The organism is Brevundimonas sp. Leaf280 (assembly GCF_001422455.1).
In the GTDB taxonomy this organism is placed as follows: Bacteria; Pseudomonadota; Alphaproteobacteria; order Caulobacterales; family Caulobacteraceae; genus Brevundimonas.
Genome location: NZ_LMNC01000004.1, coordinates 120,748 through 136,210, shown reverse-complemented (window position 1 = coordinate 136,210; position 15,463 = coordinate 120,748). Strand labels below are relative to the sequence as shown.

Sequence of the window (15,463 nt, the reverse complement as noted above, 5' to 3'; positions counted from 1 at the left end):
CGGGTCGCTAGGGGCGACGGAGTAGCGGTGAAAGACCGGACCGAGACCGGGACAGACTCTGACAGTCCGCCCAGCCTCGGAGGCCGGCGTCAGCCTTCCAGGTCCTGGCCTTCGTCCGGCTCGGGCGTGCCCAGCAGTTCGTCGGCGATCTTGTTGGTCGAGGCGCGCACGGCCTTTTCGATCGAGGCGGCGATGTCGGGATTCTGCTTCAAGAACTCGCGCACATTCTCGCGGCCCTGACCGATCCGGGTGGAGTCATAGCTGAACCAGCTGCCCGACTTCTCGATGATGCCGGCCTTGACGCCCAGGTCGATGACCTCGCCCAGTTTGGAGATGCCCTCGCCATACATGATGTCGAAGATGACCTCGCGGAACGGCGGGGCGACCTTGTTCTTGACCACCTTGACCCGGGTGGTGTTGCCGACCACCTCGTCGCGGTTCTTGATCGCGCCGGTGCGGCGGATGTCCAGACGCACCGAGGCGTAGAACTTCAGCGCATTGCCGCCCGTCGTCGTCTCGGGCGAGCCGTACATGACGCCGATCTTGTGGCGGATCTGGTTGATGAACAGCACGATGCATTTCGACTTGGAGATCGAAGCCGTCAGCTTGCGCAGCGCCTGGCTCATCAAACGCGCCTGAAGGCCCGGCAGGCTGTCGCCCATCTCGCCCTCGATCTCGGCGCGCGGCGTCAGGGCCGCGACGGAGTCGATGACCACGATGTCCACGGCGCCGGAACGCACCAGGGTATCAACGATCTCCAGCGCCTGTTCGCCCGTGTCGGGCTGCGACACCAGAAGATCGTCGAGATTGACGCCCAGCTTCTGGGCATAGACCGGGTCCAGCGCGTGTTCGGCATCGACGAAGGCGGCGACCCCGCCCTTCTTCTGCACTTCCGCGACGGTGTGCAGAGCCAGGGTCGTCTTGCCCGAAGATTCGGGACCGAACACCTCGATCACCCGCCCGACCGGCAGACCGCCGATGCCCAGCGCCATGTCCAGGCCCAGCGAGCCGGTCGAGACGCTGTCGATCTCGGCGACCACGCCCGCCTTGCCCAGTTTCATCACCGAGCCCTTGCCGAAGGCGCGATCAATCTGCGCGATCGCCGCCTCCAGGGCGCGTTGCTTGTCGCCGTCGTCCTTGCCCACCAATTTGAGTGCCGCCTGTGAAGCCATTGCCTTCGTCTCCCTTGCCATGATTCCCGTCATTCAGCTTGGGAGAGACCCGCCTGGACCCGCCCCCGTTTTGTGAGGCGGACTATGTGCATGGTTTGTTCTAGTTCACAAGATGTTCTCATCGATCAAAACGAGAACAGCCAAATCCTACGACCGTTTTTGACGCCGGCTAAAGCGGAAGGCGCAGGCTGAAGCTGGCACCCTCGGGGTCGTAAGTCATGACCGCCGAGCCGTGCAGCGAGCGGTTGATCGTCGAGTCGATCAGCACCGAACCGAAGCCCTTGCGCTGAGGCGGCGACACCGCCGGCCCACCACTTTCCACCCAATCCAGCAGCAGATGGCCTTCCGCCACGGACCAGTCGATCCGCACACAGCCCGAGGCGTTCGACAGGGCGCCGTATTTGGCGGCGTTCACCGCCAGTTCGTGAAAGACCATCCCCATCCCCAACGTCTGTTGCGCGTTCAGATCGACGGCCGGACCGGTCAGGCGGACCTGTTCCTCGGCATAGGGGGCCAGTTCCTGAGCCAGCATGGCGCGCAGATCGACATGCTCCCAGTTCGCAGCCGTCAGCAGGTTCTGAGTGTTGGACAGGGCCACGAGCCGCGCCTCGAAAAGGGCGGTGAAGGTGGCGACATCCGGCGTGCGCCGCGCCGTCTGGTGGGCGATGGACTGCACCGTGGCCAGTGTGTTTTTCACCCGGTGATTCAGTTCGTTGATCAGCAATCGCTGCAAGCGTTCGCTGTCGGCCAAGGCGGCGAAGGCCTCGCGGCGATCGGTGATGTCGGTGATGACGCCCGACATCTTGATCGGCCGGCCCGAACGACTGCGGATCAGGCGTCCGCGCAGATGGATCCACCGGCCAGAGGCCGGCAGACGCCATTCCTGATCGTATTCGCCCTCCCCCGCCAGGGCGCGCTCCAGCGCCTGACGATGCAACGGCAGATCCTCGGGCGACAGACGGTCGCCGACCTCGCTCGGGCCAAGGCGGCAGGACGGATCGATGGACAGGATTTCGCGCGCGCGGCCTGACATCATCGTCGTCTTCATCGGCAGGGTCGCTTCCCAGAAGCCGACGCCGCCGGCGTCCACGGCCGCCAGAACATTGGCCCGCTGATCGACGATCGAGGCGCCGAGCGCGAGAAACAGCAGCGTCACCGCCCCGGTCGTCACCGCGACCGCCAAGACGACCGGCGACGCCCCGCCCTCCACCGGCCCCGCGTCGGCGATCGGGGTCAGGATCAGGGCCGCCATGCCGATATGGTGCATAGAGACGATGGCCAGACCCAGGATCACGGCGGCGACCGCGCGCCAGGCCAGACCCCGCTCCTGACGGGCCGCGATCAGAGCGGCATAGGCGGCGGCGATCGCGACGATTACCGACAGGGCGACAAGCGCGGGCTGATAACTCAGGACAGCGTTCATCCGCATCGCCGCCATCCCGACATAGTGCATGGCGACGATGGATCCGCCCATAAGCAGGGCCGCCGGCGCCAGTCGCAAGGGGCTGGCCTGCGCCGTCCCCGCCGTCAGGAAGGCCGCGGACGTGCCGGCCGTCGCCAGCAGGAAGGAGACCAGCGTCAGGCCGGGATCATAGAAGACCGGGCCTTCGACTTCGAACCCCAGCATGGCGATGAAATGCATCGACCAGATGCTGACGCCCAGCGCCAGGGCCGCAACGCCCAGCCAACGCAACCGCGTTGCGCCGATCTGATCGCGGGTGCGATTGAACAGATCCAGCGCCGTCCACGCGCCTAGAATCGCGATCGCCAGCGACAGGACGGTGAAGGCATTGACGTGAAGGTGGTGCAAGCGCGCCGAAGCCCCAAGAAACAGCAGCGGTATGCTTAGCCCGATTTCATCGCTCGGACGACTGCGAAACGCATCCGGATCAAGCGACCAATCTGGCTCCCGCGGCGACCGCGACGGCCAGCGCCAGGCTGGCGGCGGCGAAGACCGGCAAGCCGCGATCCGCGCCGGGCGTCAGCGGGCGGATCAGCATCGCGATCATCAGGGCGATCGGCCCCACCGCGCCAGGCATGTCCATGCCGACCCCCAGGAAGACGCCATGCCCCTGAACCAGCAACCACCCGCCGACCACCGCCGTCGTTACGACGGCGGGTGCGAAGGACGCCCACGAGCCGAGACGGGCGCCGATCACCGCCGTCGATGCGGCGGCCAGGGCTGCGATCAGACCGGGCCACAGCAGCAGGAAGGCGGCTTCCGGCGCCGCCGCCTGCACCCCGCCGCCCAGGATCAGAACCAGGATGATCAAGCCCAGCCAGCCGCCCCAGACGGCGTCTGCGTCCTGCGCCCGCGGCCGCGCCAGGCTGAGCGCCAGAGCGATCACCGTCGCCCCCAGGACCGGCAGGCTGAAGCCGCCCAGCGCCGTTGCAATCGCGAATGCGGCCAGCATCACTCCAGCTACGCCCCATCGGCCCAGCAGGCGTCGCCCTGCGGTCAGCATCAAAACCAGGGCCAGCATGGACAGGGCCACGGCGATTTCGAGAACCGGCAGGCGGCGCAGCAAGGTGTAATAGAGGTCGGCCGAATCCACACGACGGCCGATCGGCCCGGCCAGGACGCGCACCGCCTGTCCCACCACCACCGCGCTGGCCAGCAGCCACAGGCCATCCGCCGCGCCGCGTACGACCGACATGGCTCTCAAGCCCGTCGCATGGCGCGCGCCCCAGGTGGCGAAGGCCGTCGCCAGCCCCCCCACGATGAGCAGCAGCCAGCCTGTCGCCGGCGAATGCTGCACGACGAACAGGCCGAAGACGTCGGCATAGACGGCGTTCTGCGTCGCCTGCGGCAGGGTCGGCGCCCGCAACAGGTCATCGGCCATCTCCAGCGCCTGAGAGCCGATATGCTGCACGCTGCCCTGATCCAGCGCCTGCGGCGTCGAGGACGGTGAATGGTACTGCGCCGGGCGCCCGATGAAGGCCAGGTTGATCCCCGCCAGCTTGCGATCCGCCGCCACGGTGAAGTCCGTGCCATTCGGCATCAGCCGATAGACGAAGATGGCCAGGGCGTTGCTGGACGGCCCGCCCGTCGCCCTCTGTGTCGCCTGGGCGTAACGGGCGATGGTCTGGGCGTTGCCGGGTCCGGTCTCGAACATCATGGCGCGCCCGCCGCCGCCCCGCGCCTCCAGATTGATGACCGCGCCGATGTTATCGCGCAGCGGATGCTCGCTGAAGAAGGCCCGCACCCCGTCCAGATTCAGCTCCTCGGCGTCAGTGAACAGGACCACCAGCGTCCGCTCGGCGCCGCTCCGCGCCTTGATCGCGCGTACGGCTTCCAGAATGGCGGCCACGCCGGTCGCATCGTCGGCGGCGCCGGGCGAGTTCGGCACGCTGTCGTAATGGGCCATCAGGGCGACGGCGGGCAGGCCGGGGTCACGCCCCGGCAGGACCCCGACGATATTGACGGCCTGAACGCCGCCCGCATTTCCACCCTCCCGCTCGATCCGCGCGACGGCGGCGGGCGACAGGGCGCCGGTCTCCAAGCTGGGCTGAAGGCCCAGCGCCGTCAGCCTTTGGACCAGATAGGTCTGAACCTGCCGATGCTCGGCCGAGCCGACCGGATGCGGCGCTCCTGCGATCCGGTTCACGTCCATCATGGCGCGCACGGCTGAGAACTGAACCGCAGGCGCCGAGGCGGGCAGGGGTTTGGGCGTCTGGGCGGTCAGCACCGCCAAGCCGAGGGCCGCCACAAGTGACGCCAGAAACAACACCCAACGCATATCCCCATCCCCTGATCGCTCTGTCCCGCAATCAGCCCCGAACCGCCGCTCTGCGCAAGGAGTCCGGTCAGCGCCGCACGATGTTCCGCGCAGTCAGATTGCCCGCGGCGCCGTCGCCGTCGTCCGCGCTGGACCCGAAGGGCCAGCCGCGATCGTCGCCGCAATAGCGTCGCCCGCCCTCGCGCGACCCGATCACCACCGCGCGCGGCCTCAGCCACCCCGCGCCGGTGAACAGATTGTCCGCAATCTGATTATAGGACGGTGTCTGGTGGCGGATCACGCCGTCCTCGCCGCAGTTGCGGTACAGAAACATCCCGCCCTTGCCGTGCAGCGCCAGCCGGTTGCCGACGATGCGGTTGGCGCCCGACCCGTCCACCGCGATCTGCTCGCGCCCGGTGCGGATATCGAAATCGTTGTCCTGGATCAGCGCGCCCGCGCTCTCGGCGTCCAGATAGACGGCGGTCGAGGTCGAACGCCCCGTAAAGCGGGACCGCGTCACCGTGGTGCGCGTCACTCCGGGTCCGACATACAGGGGAATGGTCCCCACGCCCTCGAACCGAACCCGGTCTAGGGTGATGCGGATCGGCGCAGCGGACTGGGCCGCTTGCGTGTGTCCGGCGGTGCGTGACGAGGCCAGCAGATCGCGCATCGATCCGCCCGCCCCCATGCCCCAGATCCGCACATTGCCGACTACGGTGCAGTTTCGGATCGTCACATCGACCGGCCGCGACCACCGATCGCCCTCGCGGCGAGACCAGACGGCGATGGTCGGGGCGGCGGTCGTCGCCGGGTCCGGCGCGCGGATGGTCCCGCCTCCGCAATCCAGTGACGCCCCTGAGCCTTCCGCGCCCTCGATCAGCACGCGGCGGCGGATATCGACGCCCGACAGGTCGGCTTGGCATGTCAGGCGATAGGGCTGCGTCGACGGCGTCGTCAGCGCCGCGACCTCTTGCGGCGTGCACGGCCGGTCGGCCGGCGCCTGAAAGGTCAGCAAGGCCAGGGCCAGCGCCGCCGTCATCAGCGCAGAGGGATCGCCAGGGCCGCGCGCTCGGCCGCGCAGCCGGGATTGGTCAGGCCGCTGCGGCGCGCGGCCGCCAGCTCCGCCCGCGCCGCCGCCATGTCCACCTGGAAGGCCGGGGTGGCGACGGCCTTGGCCGCAACATCCCGCCCGATCTGTTCTCCAACCGCGACATCGGTCGGATAGTGCATGGCGCAAATAACGCGGCTGACCCCGATCTCGTGGCCAATCCGGCGCACGCCCTCCGCGCGGTCCGGCTCCAGAGCCGCAAAGGCCTCTCCATAGGCGGTCGCGACCGCTGCGCTGCCGGACGGATAGGAGGCGCTGCGTCTCGCCGCCGGCGTCAGGGTCTGGCAGGCACGCCGGTTGGGATCGTCGCCGACCGGCCGCAGCCGCGCCTGGCGCGCCTTGACGCGTTCGGCCGCACTGTTCGCATCGTGGAAGATCCGCGCCATCACCCGGTCCAGCGTCGGCGTGTCGGCCGACCCCAGCCGGACACCCAAGGCGCAATCGAAATGTTGCAGGGCCAAGGGCGGACGCAATTCGGCATGGGCGGTCGCCAGCAGCCAACGATCGCCGTCCTCCAGCGCCACAAGCCGCGCCGAGGCCGCCTTGTCCGCCAGGTCCGCGACGGACCCGGGGGCTGGGGCTGGCGGAACCGCATCCGTCAGTTGGGCGATCGCTTCATCGCCCAGGAAGCCCGCCGTCGGTATCGCGCCGTCCGGATTGGGCGCGCCAGCGCATCCCACGGCCAGCAGGATCGCCGTCGCCGCACCCAGAGCGGCGACCCGTTTCACTGACCAGCGCTCCAGCCAAGCTGGACCGAGGTCTCGCCGGTCTCGGTCGGCGTGGCGACGACCTGCAGGGAGGCGCCGTTCACAGCGTCCGCCGCCGCGCCATAGGCGCGCGTGTCGCCTTGGTTCATTCCGGCGACGGAGCGCAGGCCCGCCTTCTCGGCGCGCTCGCGATAGAAGGCGACGACATCGTCCGGCGAGGCGGTGGTGGTGAAGGTGATCAGGCCGCCCGGCCCGGCCTCGCCGCCAGCGGCCAGCGGCTGCCCGTCCACCTGTGCGCCGGGATAAAGGACCGCAAAGGACGGCGCGCCGTCGGCGGCGGCGGGCGCAGCCCCCCCAACAACGGCGGGCGCTTCGACTGCTGGAGGCGTCGCATCGGCGACGGTCGGCGCCGACGCTTCGGGCGCAGTCTTGGCCTCGACCGGTTGGGCCGAGCGATCACATCCTGCGAGGCAAAACAGAACCACGACCGCAGAGGCCGCCAAGCGAAGCGTCATCGAGAGATCGTCCTTGGACCGAGAGGGTCAGAGCGCCACCGTGGCGCATGGTTGCGGCGGCGACAAGGCGCCCGCTCAGTCTGCGGCGTCGTCCTGGTCAGCCGCCCCTTTATCGGCCGAGCCTTCTTGGGCCAGACGCGCATTGATCTTGGCGGAATCGGGGTCGTCATCCGTGCCTGCTGCCGACCCGCCGCGCAGCGAGCCTGCCCGCGTGTCCGATCCCGAATCACTGCCGTCCAGCGCGTCGATCAGCGTATCCGCCTTGTGACCCAGATCCGGCTTTTCGCCCATGTCGGCGGCTTCGCTGGCGTCGTCGCAATCCGCTTCGGGCTTGGTGGGATCGGTGTCGGTCATGACGCAGTCTCCGTTCGTCGAGATGAGGTTAAAGCGCCTGATCCGGTTGCGGTTCCAGACCCTCGCCCTTGAACCCCGAGGGACAGACCCGATCTAGGCGTCATGATCCCGTTTTCAGTTCTCGACCTTTCCCCCATCGTCGAAGGCGGCGACGCCCGAAGCGGCCTGGACGAAACCCTGGCCCTGGCCCAGGCCGCCGACCGGCTCGGCTATGAGCGGTTCTGGCTGGCCGAACACCACAATATGCCCGGCATCGCCAGCGCCGCCACCGCCATTGTCATCGGCCATGTCGCGGCGGGGACCGAGCGCATCCGTGTCGGCTCCGGCGGCGTCATGCTGCCCAACCACGCGCCCCTGGTCGTCGCCGAACAGTTCGGCACGCTGGAGACCCTGTTCCCTGGCCGCATCGACCTCGGCCTGGGCCGCGCGCCCGGCACGGACGGCGCCACCGCCCGTGCGCTGCGGCGCTATTTCGAAGGCGCCGATCAGTTTCCGCGCGACGTCGTCGAACTGATCCAGTGGTTCGAACCGGCGTCTGAGAACCAGCCCGTCCGCGCCGTGCCCGGCGCCGGCCTGCGCGTGCCGATCTGGCTTCTGGGCTCCAGCCTGTTCAGCGCCCAGCTCGCCGGTCAGCTCGGCCTGCCCTACGCCTTCGCCAGCCATTTCGCGCCCGAACTGCTGCTGGAGGCCCTAGCCCTGTATCGCCGCGAGTTCATCCCCTCGGACCGCCTGGCCAAGCCCCACGCCATGGCCGCGATCAACGTTTTCGCAGCCGATACGGACGCCGAGGGCGTGCGCCTGTCCACGTCGATGCAGCAGAGCTTCGCCCGCCTCTCGACCGGCAAGCCGGGCAAGCTGCCGCCGCCCGTCGACGACATCACCACGATCCTGACGCCGCAGCAGATCGCGGGCGCCAAGGGCCGCCTGCTCTATTCCGCCATCGGCGGCCCGGAGACGATCAAACGCCAGCTTGCCGACTTCATCGCCCTGACCGGCGTGGACGAGCTGATGGTCACCGGCATGATGTTCGACAATACCGCCCGCATCCGCAGCCTGGAGATCGTGGCCGAGGTGCGTGACAGGCTTTAGGCCGCTATTGCTCGGAGCCTGATCGCCACAGGCTCTGCACAAGCGGTTCGACCAAATAAGTTAGAACGGTGCGCTTGCGGGTCAGCATCACGACCTGGACCGGCATACCTGCACGGATGTATCGCGCGGCTTGGCCCAGCTTCTCCAACTCTGCTTGGGGCACCACGATCTCGGCCCGATAGTGGCTTCGGCCGGTCTTTTCGTCCGTAAAGCTGTCGGCGGAAATGCGCGTGACCCGGCCGTGGACGATGGGTGGGTTGCGCTCTCGCAGGCCGGGGAATTTGACCTCCGTATCCAGACCGACGCGCAGATTGTCGATGTCGGCAGGATCGACCTGCGCCACAATGACCTGAGACGCCTCGTCGGGCACGACTTCCATCAGGGTCTGTCCCGGCTGGATGACCCCGCCGGGTGTAAACACGGACAGGCCGACGACTTGGCCGGTCGCGGGGCTGCGTATCTCGGCGCGCGCCAGTTGGTCGCGCAACTCGATCATCTTGGGACGCAGGTCATTGAGCTGGATTTCCACCTGTCTCAGCTGTTCAGCGACATCCTCGTTCAGCTTGGTGGACACGCCCAGCGTCTGAAGGCGAGCCTCGCCGATCTGTTCGCGCGTTCGTGCGACCTGCGCCCGCAACGACCCCTGTTCGCCTTCAAGAGCCGCCGCCGTCCGTTCCAGCGCCCGGACACGCGTCAGCGGCGCATAGCCCTGCGCAGCCAAGGATCGCAGGCCTTCCAGTTCCTCAGCGATCAGGCGCTGTTGCGTGGCGTTAGCCTCGATCTGGCGCTGGTAGCCGTCCATCTGATCGCGAAGCTGGCTGATGCGTTGGTTCAACACCCCCGTCTCGGTCGAACGGCCCGCGCCGCGTGCTGCATACTGAAGCCGCTGAAGGCGCATGGCCTCGTCGGCCAACGCCTGGTCCTCGGGCGGCAGACCCGCGAACTCGGGCGGGATCGGCAGGGTCGGCAGCCGATCGCGTTCGGCGATGAGGCGGGACCGTTGGGCCAGGAGGGCGAACACCTGGCTGGCGGCGCCGCGTTCGCTGGCGGTCAACTCACCGGCGTTCAGCCTGACCAGCACCTGTCCGCGCCGCACCTTGTCCCCCTCGGCGACCATCAGAGCGCCGACCACCCCGCCGTCGCGATGCTGAACGGCCTGACGATTACCGGAAACGGAAACCTGACCCTGTGCAAAGGCGCCCGCATCCAGCGGCGCGAACGCGGCCCAGCCCAAAAAGCCGACGAAGAAGACGACGATGATGCCGATGCCGAGCATCAACTCCGGCCGGGGGGAATCGGGCGCATCGTCGGCGCTCTTGCGCATGAAGCTATCGATCAGGCTGCTCATGTCGCGGCGCCTCTTTGTGCAGACGCCGCAACGGGCATCGAGGGGCGACTGATCCGCGCCAGGATTTCGTCGCGCGGGCCCTCCATCTGAACGGCGCCGTCACGCATCATCAACAGGCGATCCACGCGGGCCAATACGCCGGCGCGGTGCGCCACGATGACCACCGCCGCGCCTCTGGCGGCGGCCTTCACGACCGCAACCATCAAGGCGCTCTCGCCTTCCTGATCCAGGTTCGAGTTGGGCTCGTCCAGCACCAGCAGGCTGGGGTCGCCATAAAGGGCGCGCGCCAATGCGATCCGCTGCGCCTGACCGGCGGAGACGCCAGACCCCAGCGGGCCAAGCACGGTGTCATAGCCCTTGGGCAGATGCAGGATCATGTCGTGCGCACCGGCCGCCATGGCGGCAGCGACCGCGCCTTGGTCGATGATAGCCTTTTCGACACCGACAGCGGCGGCGAACCGGGAGACGTTGTCACGGATCGAGCCCGCCATCAGACTGGGATTCTGCGGGAGGTATCCGATGAACTGAGCTAGGTCATCGCCGTCGCGGGCATCGTACTCGGCGCCGTCCAAGCGAATGATTCCGCTTGTGGGCCGCAGCGCACCGGCGATGACGCGCGCCAGTGTCGTCTTGCCCGACCCGCTGGGGCCGATCACGCCCAGGGTCTGTCCCGGCTCCAGCGCCAAGCTCACCCCCTTCAGCAATGGTTGCTCGATCTCAGGCAACCGCACTACGAGCCCCTCGACTTTCAGCCGACCCGCCGGCGGTGGCAGGGCCGTGCGCGGTCGTTCCTCTCCTTCCGTCTGGCCGAACAGATCGACCAGATTATTCCAACTCGCCCGCGCCTGGACCAGACCGGGCCAGGCCCCCACCAGAAGCTCGACCGGCGCGACGGCGCGGCTGAGCAGCACCGATGAGGCGATGATCGATCCTGGCGAAATCTGGCCTTTCACCACCAACAGGGCCGCCAAGCCCAAGGCGGCGGATTGTAGAACCAGCCGAACGAACTTGATCGCGCCGGAGTATTTTCCACCGGCCAGCTGCGCTTCAGACTGTTGAGCGACGGCGTTGCGGCGCTGCTCGATTTGTCCTGCGATGCTGGCTTTCCTCATGCCCAGGGCGCGCACGACCTCGGACTGGGCAGCCACGCTTTCCTGCGCAGCATAGGCCGCCGTGCTGGACTGGATGGCCTTTGACAATCTGGAGCGACTGTCGCGTTCGTTCAGCCAGGCCAGAATGAAGAGGACGATGCCCCCGACCAGGGTCAGCACACCGATCCAGGGGTGCAGGAGGAAGCAGCACGCCAGATAAAGCGGCGTCCAGGGCGCGTCGAAAAGGGCCAGGGCGCCTGAACCCGACACGGCGCCTCGGACATTGTCGAACTCTCGCAGCGCCTGAGTATTAGGCGCCTTGCTCTGAAGGTTGACGACCCGCGACAGGATACGCGTGGACAAAAGCCGGTCCAGCCGCAGCCCGGCCCTCAGCAACAGACGCGCCCGCAGCCAGTCGAGCGCCGCCAGACAGGCCAGGGCGAAGACCGCGACCGCCGTCATCAGCGTCAGGGTCGTCAAACCGCCGGTCGGCACGACGCGATCGTAGACCTGCATCATGTAAAGGGTCGGCGTCAGATAGAGGAAGTTGATCAGGGCGCTGAACACGGCCGCCCAAACGAAGTGAACCCGACACGCCCTGAAGGCCTCGATCAACGGTCCCGCGCCGGGACGTTCTGGAAGCAGTGACTTCAACACGACGGGCTTTCGGCTCCATGTCCAACACGGCGACGCAAACCGTGACGACAACCATAGACATGACATAATGGCGTAGCGATGGTTGATGTCCAACTGTCCGATCGTCCAGCGAAACGCATGGGGTTGCGCGCGATGAGATTGAAGTCCTTGCCGAACTTGGTCGCAGTCGTTGCTCTCGCAACAGTCGTTGGATTGATTACGGGCGCGTGCAGCGCAAAGGAGGCCGCGATGTCCGAGGCGAATTCGCTGACGATCCAGGATGTCTTTGGGCATTATCAGCTTGTCGGACCCGATCTGCCGACGACCTGCCGTCTGACGCTCGATCCGGTTTCGAACGCTGGTCAGCTGCCGATTCTGGCTAGCCGATGCGGGTCGGCGAACCTGTCGTCGGCCAAACACTGGCGTGTGACGAGAGAAGGTTTCGATCTCCTGGCAAAGGGGGACGCCGTGCTGATCGGCTTTCGCCGGATCGACGTCGATCGTTTCGAAGGCCGCGACGCCTCTGGACAAGTCTACAGGCTGGAACGCGCCCCCATGGCCTGAACCTCGGCCAGAAAGTCCAGCAGCAGGCGGTTGATCTCGTCCGCCCGTTCCTGCTGGATCCAGTGTCCCGCGCCCGGCACGACGACGGATCGGATCAGGTTCGGCGCCCAGTCCTTCAGGCCCGCCTCATGCCCACCGGCGTAGTGGCGGACCGGGTCGTCCTCGCCGACGATGAACAGGGCGGGCGGGGTGATCTTCTGGTCCTGCACGAAGGCCGTCAGCGACCAGTTCAGGTCCATCGCCCGATACCAGTTCAGGGGTCCTTCGAACCCACCGACTGAGAAGGCCTGCACATATTCGTCGAAATGATCCGCGCGCATCCATGGCGGCAGGGTCGCCTCGTCGGCGATGGTGTCCAGCAGGGCCACGCCCTCGGGCATGAAGCCGGTCGATCTGCGATCGGCGGGGGTCGCGCCGTCGTAGGCGTAGAACAGTTTCCTCAGCGCCATCGCCGGATCGGCGTCCAGCGCGCGGTGCGCGTCCGGCGCCTGGAATCGGCTGATATAGAGGTCGCCCATCCCGGCCCGTTTGGAGATGGCGGCCATGGCGGCGGTGGGCGGTCCCTTGGGTCGGCGCGGCTGGAACGGCACCGACAGGCCCGCCACCGCCGTGAACAGATCCGGCCGCAACAGCGCGCAATGCCAGGCCACCGGCGCGCCCCAGTCATGGCCGACGACGAAGCAAGACGCCTTGCCCAGCGCGCGGACCAGATCGACCATGTCGCCGACCAGGTGCAGAATGGAGTAGGCCTCAATCCCCTCCGGCTTGTCCGTCCCGCCATAGCCCCGCATGTCCGGGGCGACGACATGATAGCCCGCCTGCGAGATCGCCTCGACCTGGGCGCGCCAGCTAATCCCCAGTTCGGGAAAGCCGTGGATCAGCAGGACCAGCGGCGCGTTGTCATCCTCGAACCCGGCCTCCAGAACCTGTTGGACCAGACCGTCGGTCTTGATATGCCGGGTTCGCATCGCTTCCTCCGACGGCGTCTTCGCCGCTCATTATCGTCAGGACGGACATGACCCGCCTCGTCACCTTTGCGGACGGTACGACCGTTCCCGCCCTTGGCCAAGGCACCTGGGAGCTGGGCGACGACCCGGCCTGGCGCGATGAGGAGCAGCAGGCTCTGGCGCGCGGCATCGACCTGGGCATGACCCTGATCGACACGGCTGAACTCTATGGCGACGGTCGCTCGGAACGTCTGGTGGGCGAGGTCATCGCCGGACGCCGCGACGAGGTCTTTCTGGTCTCCAAGGTCCGGCCCGAGAATGCGTCGGAGATGAAGATGATGCTGGCCTGCGAGAAGTCGCTGGAACGGCTCGGCGTTGAGCGGCTGGACCTCTACTTACTGCACTGGGAAGGCCACGTGCCCTTAGAAGAGACCGTCGAGGCCTTCCGCGATCTGGTCGACGAAGGGATGATCGCCCGCTGGGGCGTGTCGAACCTGGATCTGCGCGCCATGGAGCAGCTGATGGAGATCGAGGGGGGCGAGGACTGCGCCGCCAACCAGCTGCTCTACAATCTCGCCTCGCGCGGGGTGGAGTTCGACCTCTTCCCGTGGATGCAGGCGCGCGACATGCCGATGATGGCCTATTCGCCGCTTGGGCGAGGCGAACTGCTGGAGCAGCCCCTGATCCGCGACATCGCCAATCGCCATTCCGCCAGCCCGGCCCAGGTGGCGCTGGCCGCCGTCCTGCGCCACGACGGCGTCATCGCCATCCCCAAAGCCAGTTCCGTCGAACACGTCGAGGCCAACGCCGACGCGCTGGACATCCAGTTCGACCTGGAGGATCTGGAACGGCTGGATGCAGCCTTCCCGCCCCCGAAACACGCCGTGCCGCTGGATATCATCTAGCTTCCGGCGACGATCGCCAGCCGCCGCGCCCGCTCATCGTCTGTATACGGAATAACTGGCCCGCGACCCCAGACCGGATCGGGCCACAGACCGTCGTCGCGGCGGCGGCCGACCACATGGACATGCAGTTGCGCCGTCACATTGCCGATGGCGCCGACGTTCAGCTTTTCGACCGAACCCAGCCGGCGCACCAGCGCCCCGGCCCGCACCGTCTCCTCCATCAACACGGCCCGCTGTTTGACGGTCAGATCCTCCAGCTCCAGCGCCCCTTCGACGCGCGGGATCAGGATCAGCCAGGGAAAGCGGGCGTCGTCCTGAAGCCGCACATGGCACAGCGGCCATTCGGCAGCGGCCACCGATCCTGCCTCGAAGGCCGGAGCGACCTCGAACCCCATCAGTTCAATCCGTAAATGACGCAGGCGCTGTCGAATAAGGTCTGCAACGGCGGCTGCAGCGCCAGTCGCGCCGCCTCGATCTGGGCCTCGCTCGGCCCCCCGTCGCTCGGCGGAGGCGGCGGCGGCGGCGGCGCGGGCGGTGGCGGCGGCGGGGCCGAACCATTGGCCCTGATCCGCGAACCCGTCACAACGACGTCGTCTACCGTCGTCGCCTGTCCACCCCCGGCGGCGTAGGAGGGCCATCCTGCGAGTACATCGGTTTGGCAGACTCGGCCCGTCGGATCGATAATCTTAACCCCGCCCAGAGCGGCGCCAGCATTGGCCGCCGCCGCCTCGGCGCGACGTCTGGCGTCCTTAATCGCCTCGGCCTGAAGATTGGCCTTCCAAATATTGTCGGGCTCGAGCCTGAAGGACACACGGCCGATCGCGGTCGGGCGCGCGGCGACGATCGTCGCGTAGACCCGTTCGATCAGGGCTACGTCCCGAACCGTCACGGCGACGGAGGCGTCGGCCTGATAGCGGGCCACGCGGTCGGCGCGGGTGTTGTCGCGCATCACCCCGTTTTCGTCGCGATACTGGTCATACAGCGGCTGGGTGGCGACGCTGGTCTCGACCCGGACCTTGTCCGCGCCATAGGCCGACAGCGCCCGGCTGAGCGCTCGGACCTGTTCAGCGGCGGCGCGCGACGCCTCCGTCACGCTGCGATCCACCGATTGAAAACTGGCGGTGACGGAGGCGCGGTTGGCCGGAATTTCCACCCGCACCTGACCGACCGAGGCGATGACCGGATCGCGCATCCACCAAGGTGCGGGAATATAGCGGTCGCCGATCGTCGCAGGCGGCGTCTGGGCCAGCACAGGCGTGGCGACCGACGCCAGCAGCAAGGCGAAAGCGAATGAACGGCGCATCGAAA

15 protein-coding genes are annotated in these 15,463 nt (G+C 67.5%); 3 read left to right on the top strand and 12 right to left on the bottom strand.

The features are described 5' to 3' along the window. Window positions 1-89 precede the first annotated feature (89 nt). The 7 genes from recA to ASF31_RS08810 form a co-directional block, all read right to left on the bottom strand. The gene (recA, locus tag ASF31_RS08840) at window positions 90-1,172 is read right to left on the bottom strand and encodes a recombinase RecA (RefSeq protein WP_055754312.1); all 1,083 of its coding nucleotides are present in this window, start codon (window positions 1,170-1,172) and stop codon (window positions 90-92) included. 169 nt (window positions 1,173-1,341) lie between these two features. Next, a complete protein-coding gene (locus ASF31_RS08835) occupies window positions 1,342-2,982 on the bottom strand; it encodes an MHYT domain-containing protein (RefSeq protein ID WP_055754311.1) in 1,641 nt (546 codons plus the stop codon). A 79-nt stretch (window positions 2,983-3,061) separates the two neighbouring features. Next, the gene (locus tag ASF31_RS08830) at window positions 3,062-4,912 is read right to left on the bottom strand and encodes a M20/M25/M40 family metallo-hydrolase (RefSeq protein WP_055754310.1); all 1,851 of its coding nucleotides are present in this window, start codon (window positions 4,910-4,912) and stop codon (window positions 3,062-3,064) included. A 67-nt stretch (window positions 4,913-4,979) separates the two neighbouring features. After that, window positions 4,980-5,930 carry a right-handed parallel beta-helix repeat-containing protein gene (locus tag ASF31_RS08825; protein WP_055754309.1) on the bottom strand — a complete coding sequence of 317 codons (951 nt, stop codon included), beginning with the start codon at window positions 5,928-5,930 and terminating at the stop codon, window positions 4,980-4,982. After that, window positions 5,930-6,727 (bottom strand): PA-phosphatase, encoded by a 798-nt coding sequence (locus ASF31_RS08820; protein WP_055754308.1) that lies wholly within the window; start codon window positions 6,725-6,727, stop codon window positions 5,930-5,932. The genes ASF31_RS08825 and ASF31_RS08820 overlap by 1 nt, the downstream gene beginning before the upstream one ends. After that, window positions 6,724-7,221 (bottom strand): hypothetical protein, encoded by a 498-nt coding sequence (locus ASF31_RS08815; protein WP_055754307.1) that lies wholly within the window; start codon window positions 7,219-7,221, stop codon window positions 6,724-6,726. The genes ASF31_RS08820 and ASF31_RS08815 overlap by 4 nt, the downstream gene beginning before the upstream one ends. A 75-nt stretch (window positions 7,222-7,296) precedes the next feature. Then, window positions 7,297-7,575 (bottom strand): hypothetical protein, encoded by a 279-nt coding sequence (locus ASF31_RS08810; RefSeq protein WP_055754306.1) that lies wholly within the window; start codon window positions 7,573-7,575, stop codon window positions 7,297-7,299. 102 nt (window positions 7,576-7,677) lie between these two features. Between ASF31_RS08810 and ASF31_RS08805 the strand changes: the two genes are divergently transcribed. Then, entirely contained in the window at window positions 7,678-8,664 is a 987-nt protein-coding gene (locus ASF31_RS08805) for an LLM class flavin-dependent oxidoreductase (protein WP_055754305.1), read from the top strand. A gap of 4 nt (window positions 8,665-8,668) precedes the next feature. On the opposite strand, the gene ASF31_RS08800 is transcribed toward ASF31_RS08805, so the two are convergent. Further along, window positions 8,669-10,012, bottom strand: coding sequence for an HlyD family type I secretion periplasmic adaptor subunit (locus ASF31_RS08800; RefSeq protein WP_235551294.1), 1,344 nt, complete (start codon window positions 10,010-10,012; stop codon window positions 8,669-8,671). Continuing rightward, the gene (locus ASF31_RS08795; protein WP_055754304.1) at window positions 10,009-11,760 is read right to left on the bottom strand and encodes a type I secretion system permease/ATPase; all 1,752 of its coding nucleotides are present in this window, start codon (window positions 11,758-11,760) and stop codon (window positions 10,009-10,011) included. The genes ASF31_RS08800 and ASF31_RS08795 overlap by 4 nt, the downstream gene beginning before the upstream one ends. 78 nt (window positions 11,761-11,838) lie before the next feature. Here ASF31_RS08795 and ASF31_RS08790 point away from each other — a divergent pair, with 78 nt between their 5' ends. Continuing rightward, entirely contained in the window at window positions 11,839-12,303 is a 465-nt protein-coding gene (locus tag ASF31_RS08790; protein WP_082465093.1) for an AprI/Inh family metalloprotease inhibitor, read from the top strand. Here ASF31_RS08790 and ASF31_RS08785 read toward each other — a convergent pair. Then, the gene (locus ASF31_RS08785; RefSeq protein WP_055754302.1) at window positions 12,273-13,271 is read right to left on the bottom strand and encodes an alpha/beta fold hydrolase; all 999 of its coding nucleotides are present in this window, start codon (window positions 13,269-13,271) and stop codon (window positions 12,273-12,275) included. The genes ASF31_RS08790 and ASF31_RS08785 overlap by 31 nt on opposite strands. Window positions 13,272-13,318: 47 nt before the next feature. Here ASF31_RS08785 and ASF31_RS08780 point away from each other — a divergent pair, with 47 nt between their 5' ends. Beyond that, the gene (locus ASF31_RS08780) at window positions 13,319-14,155 is read left to right on the top strand and encodes an aldo/keto reductase (RefSeq protein WP_055754301.1); all 837 of its coding nucleotides are present in this window, start codon (window positions 13,319-13,321) and stop codon (window positions 14,153-14,155) included. Here the strand turns inward: ASF31_RS08780 and ASF31_RS08775 are convergent. Beyond that, window positions 14,152-14,553 carry an HIT domain-containing protein gene (locus ASF31_RS08775; RefSeq protein ID WP_369814637.1) on the bottom strand — a complete coding sequence of 134 codons (402 nt, stop codon included), beginning with the start codon at window positions 14,551-14,553 and terminating at the stop codon, window positions 14,152-14,154. The genes ASF31_RS08780 and ASF31_RS08775 overlap by 4 nt on opposite strands. After that, window positions 14,550-15,458 (bottom strand): SIMPL domain-containing protein, encoded by a 909-nt coding sequence (locus ASF31_RS08770; RefSeq protein WP_055754299.1) that lies wholly within the window; start codon window positions 15,456-15,458, stop codon window positions 14,550-14,552. Before ASF31_RS08770 ends, ASF31_RS08775 begins: the two co-directional genes overlap by 4 nt. Window positions 15,459-15,463: the final 5 nt, after the last annotated feature.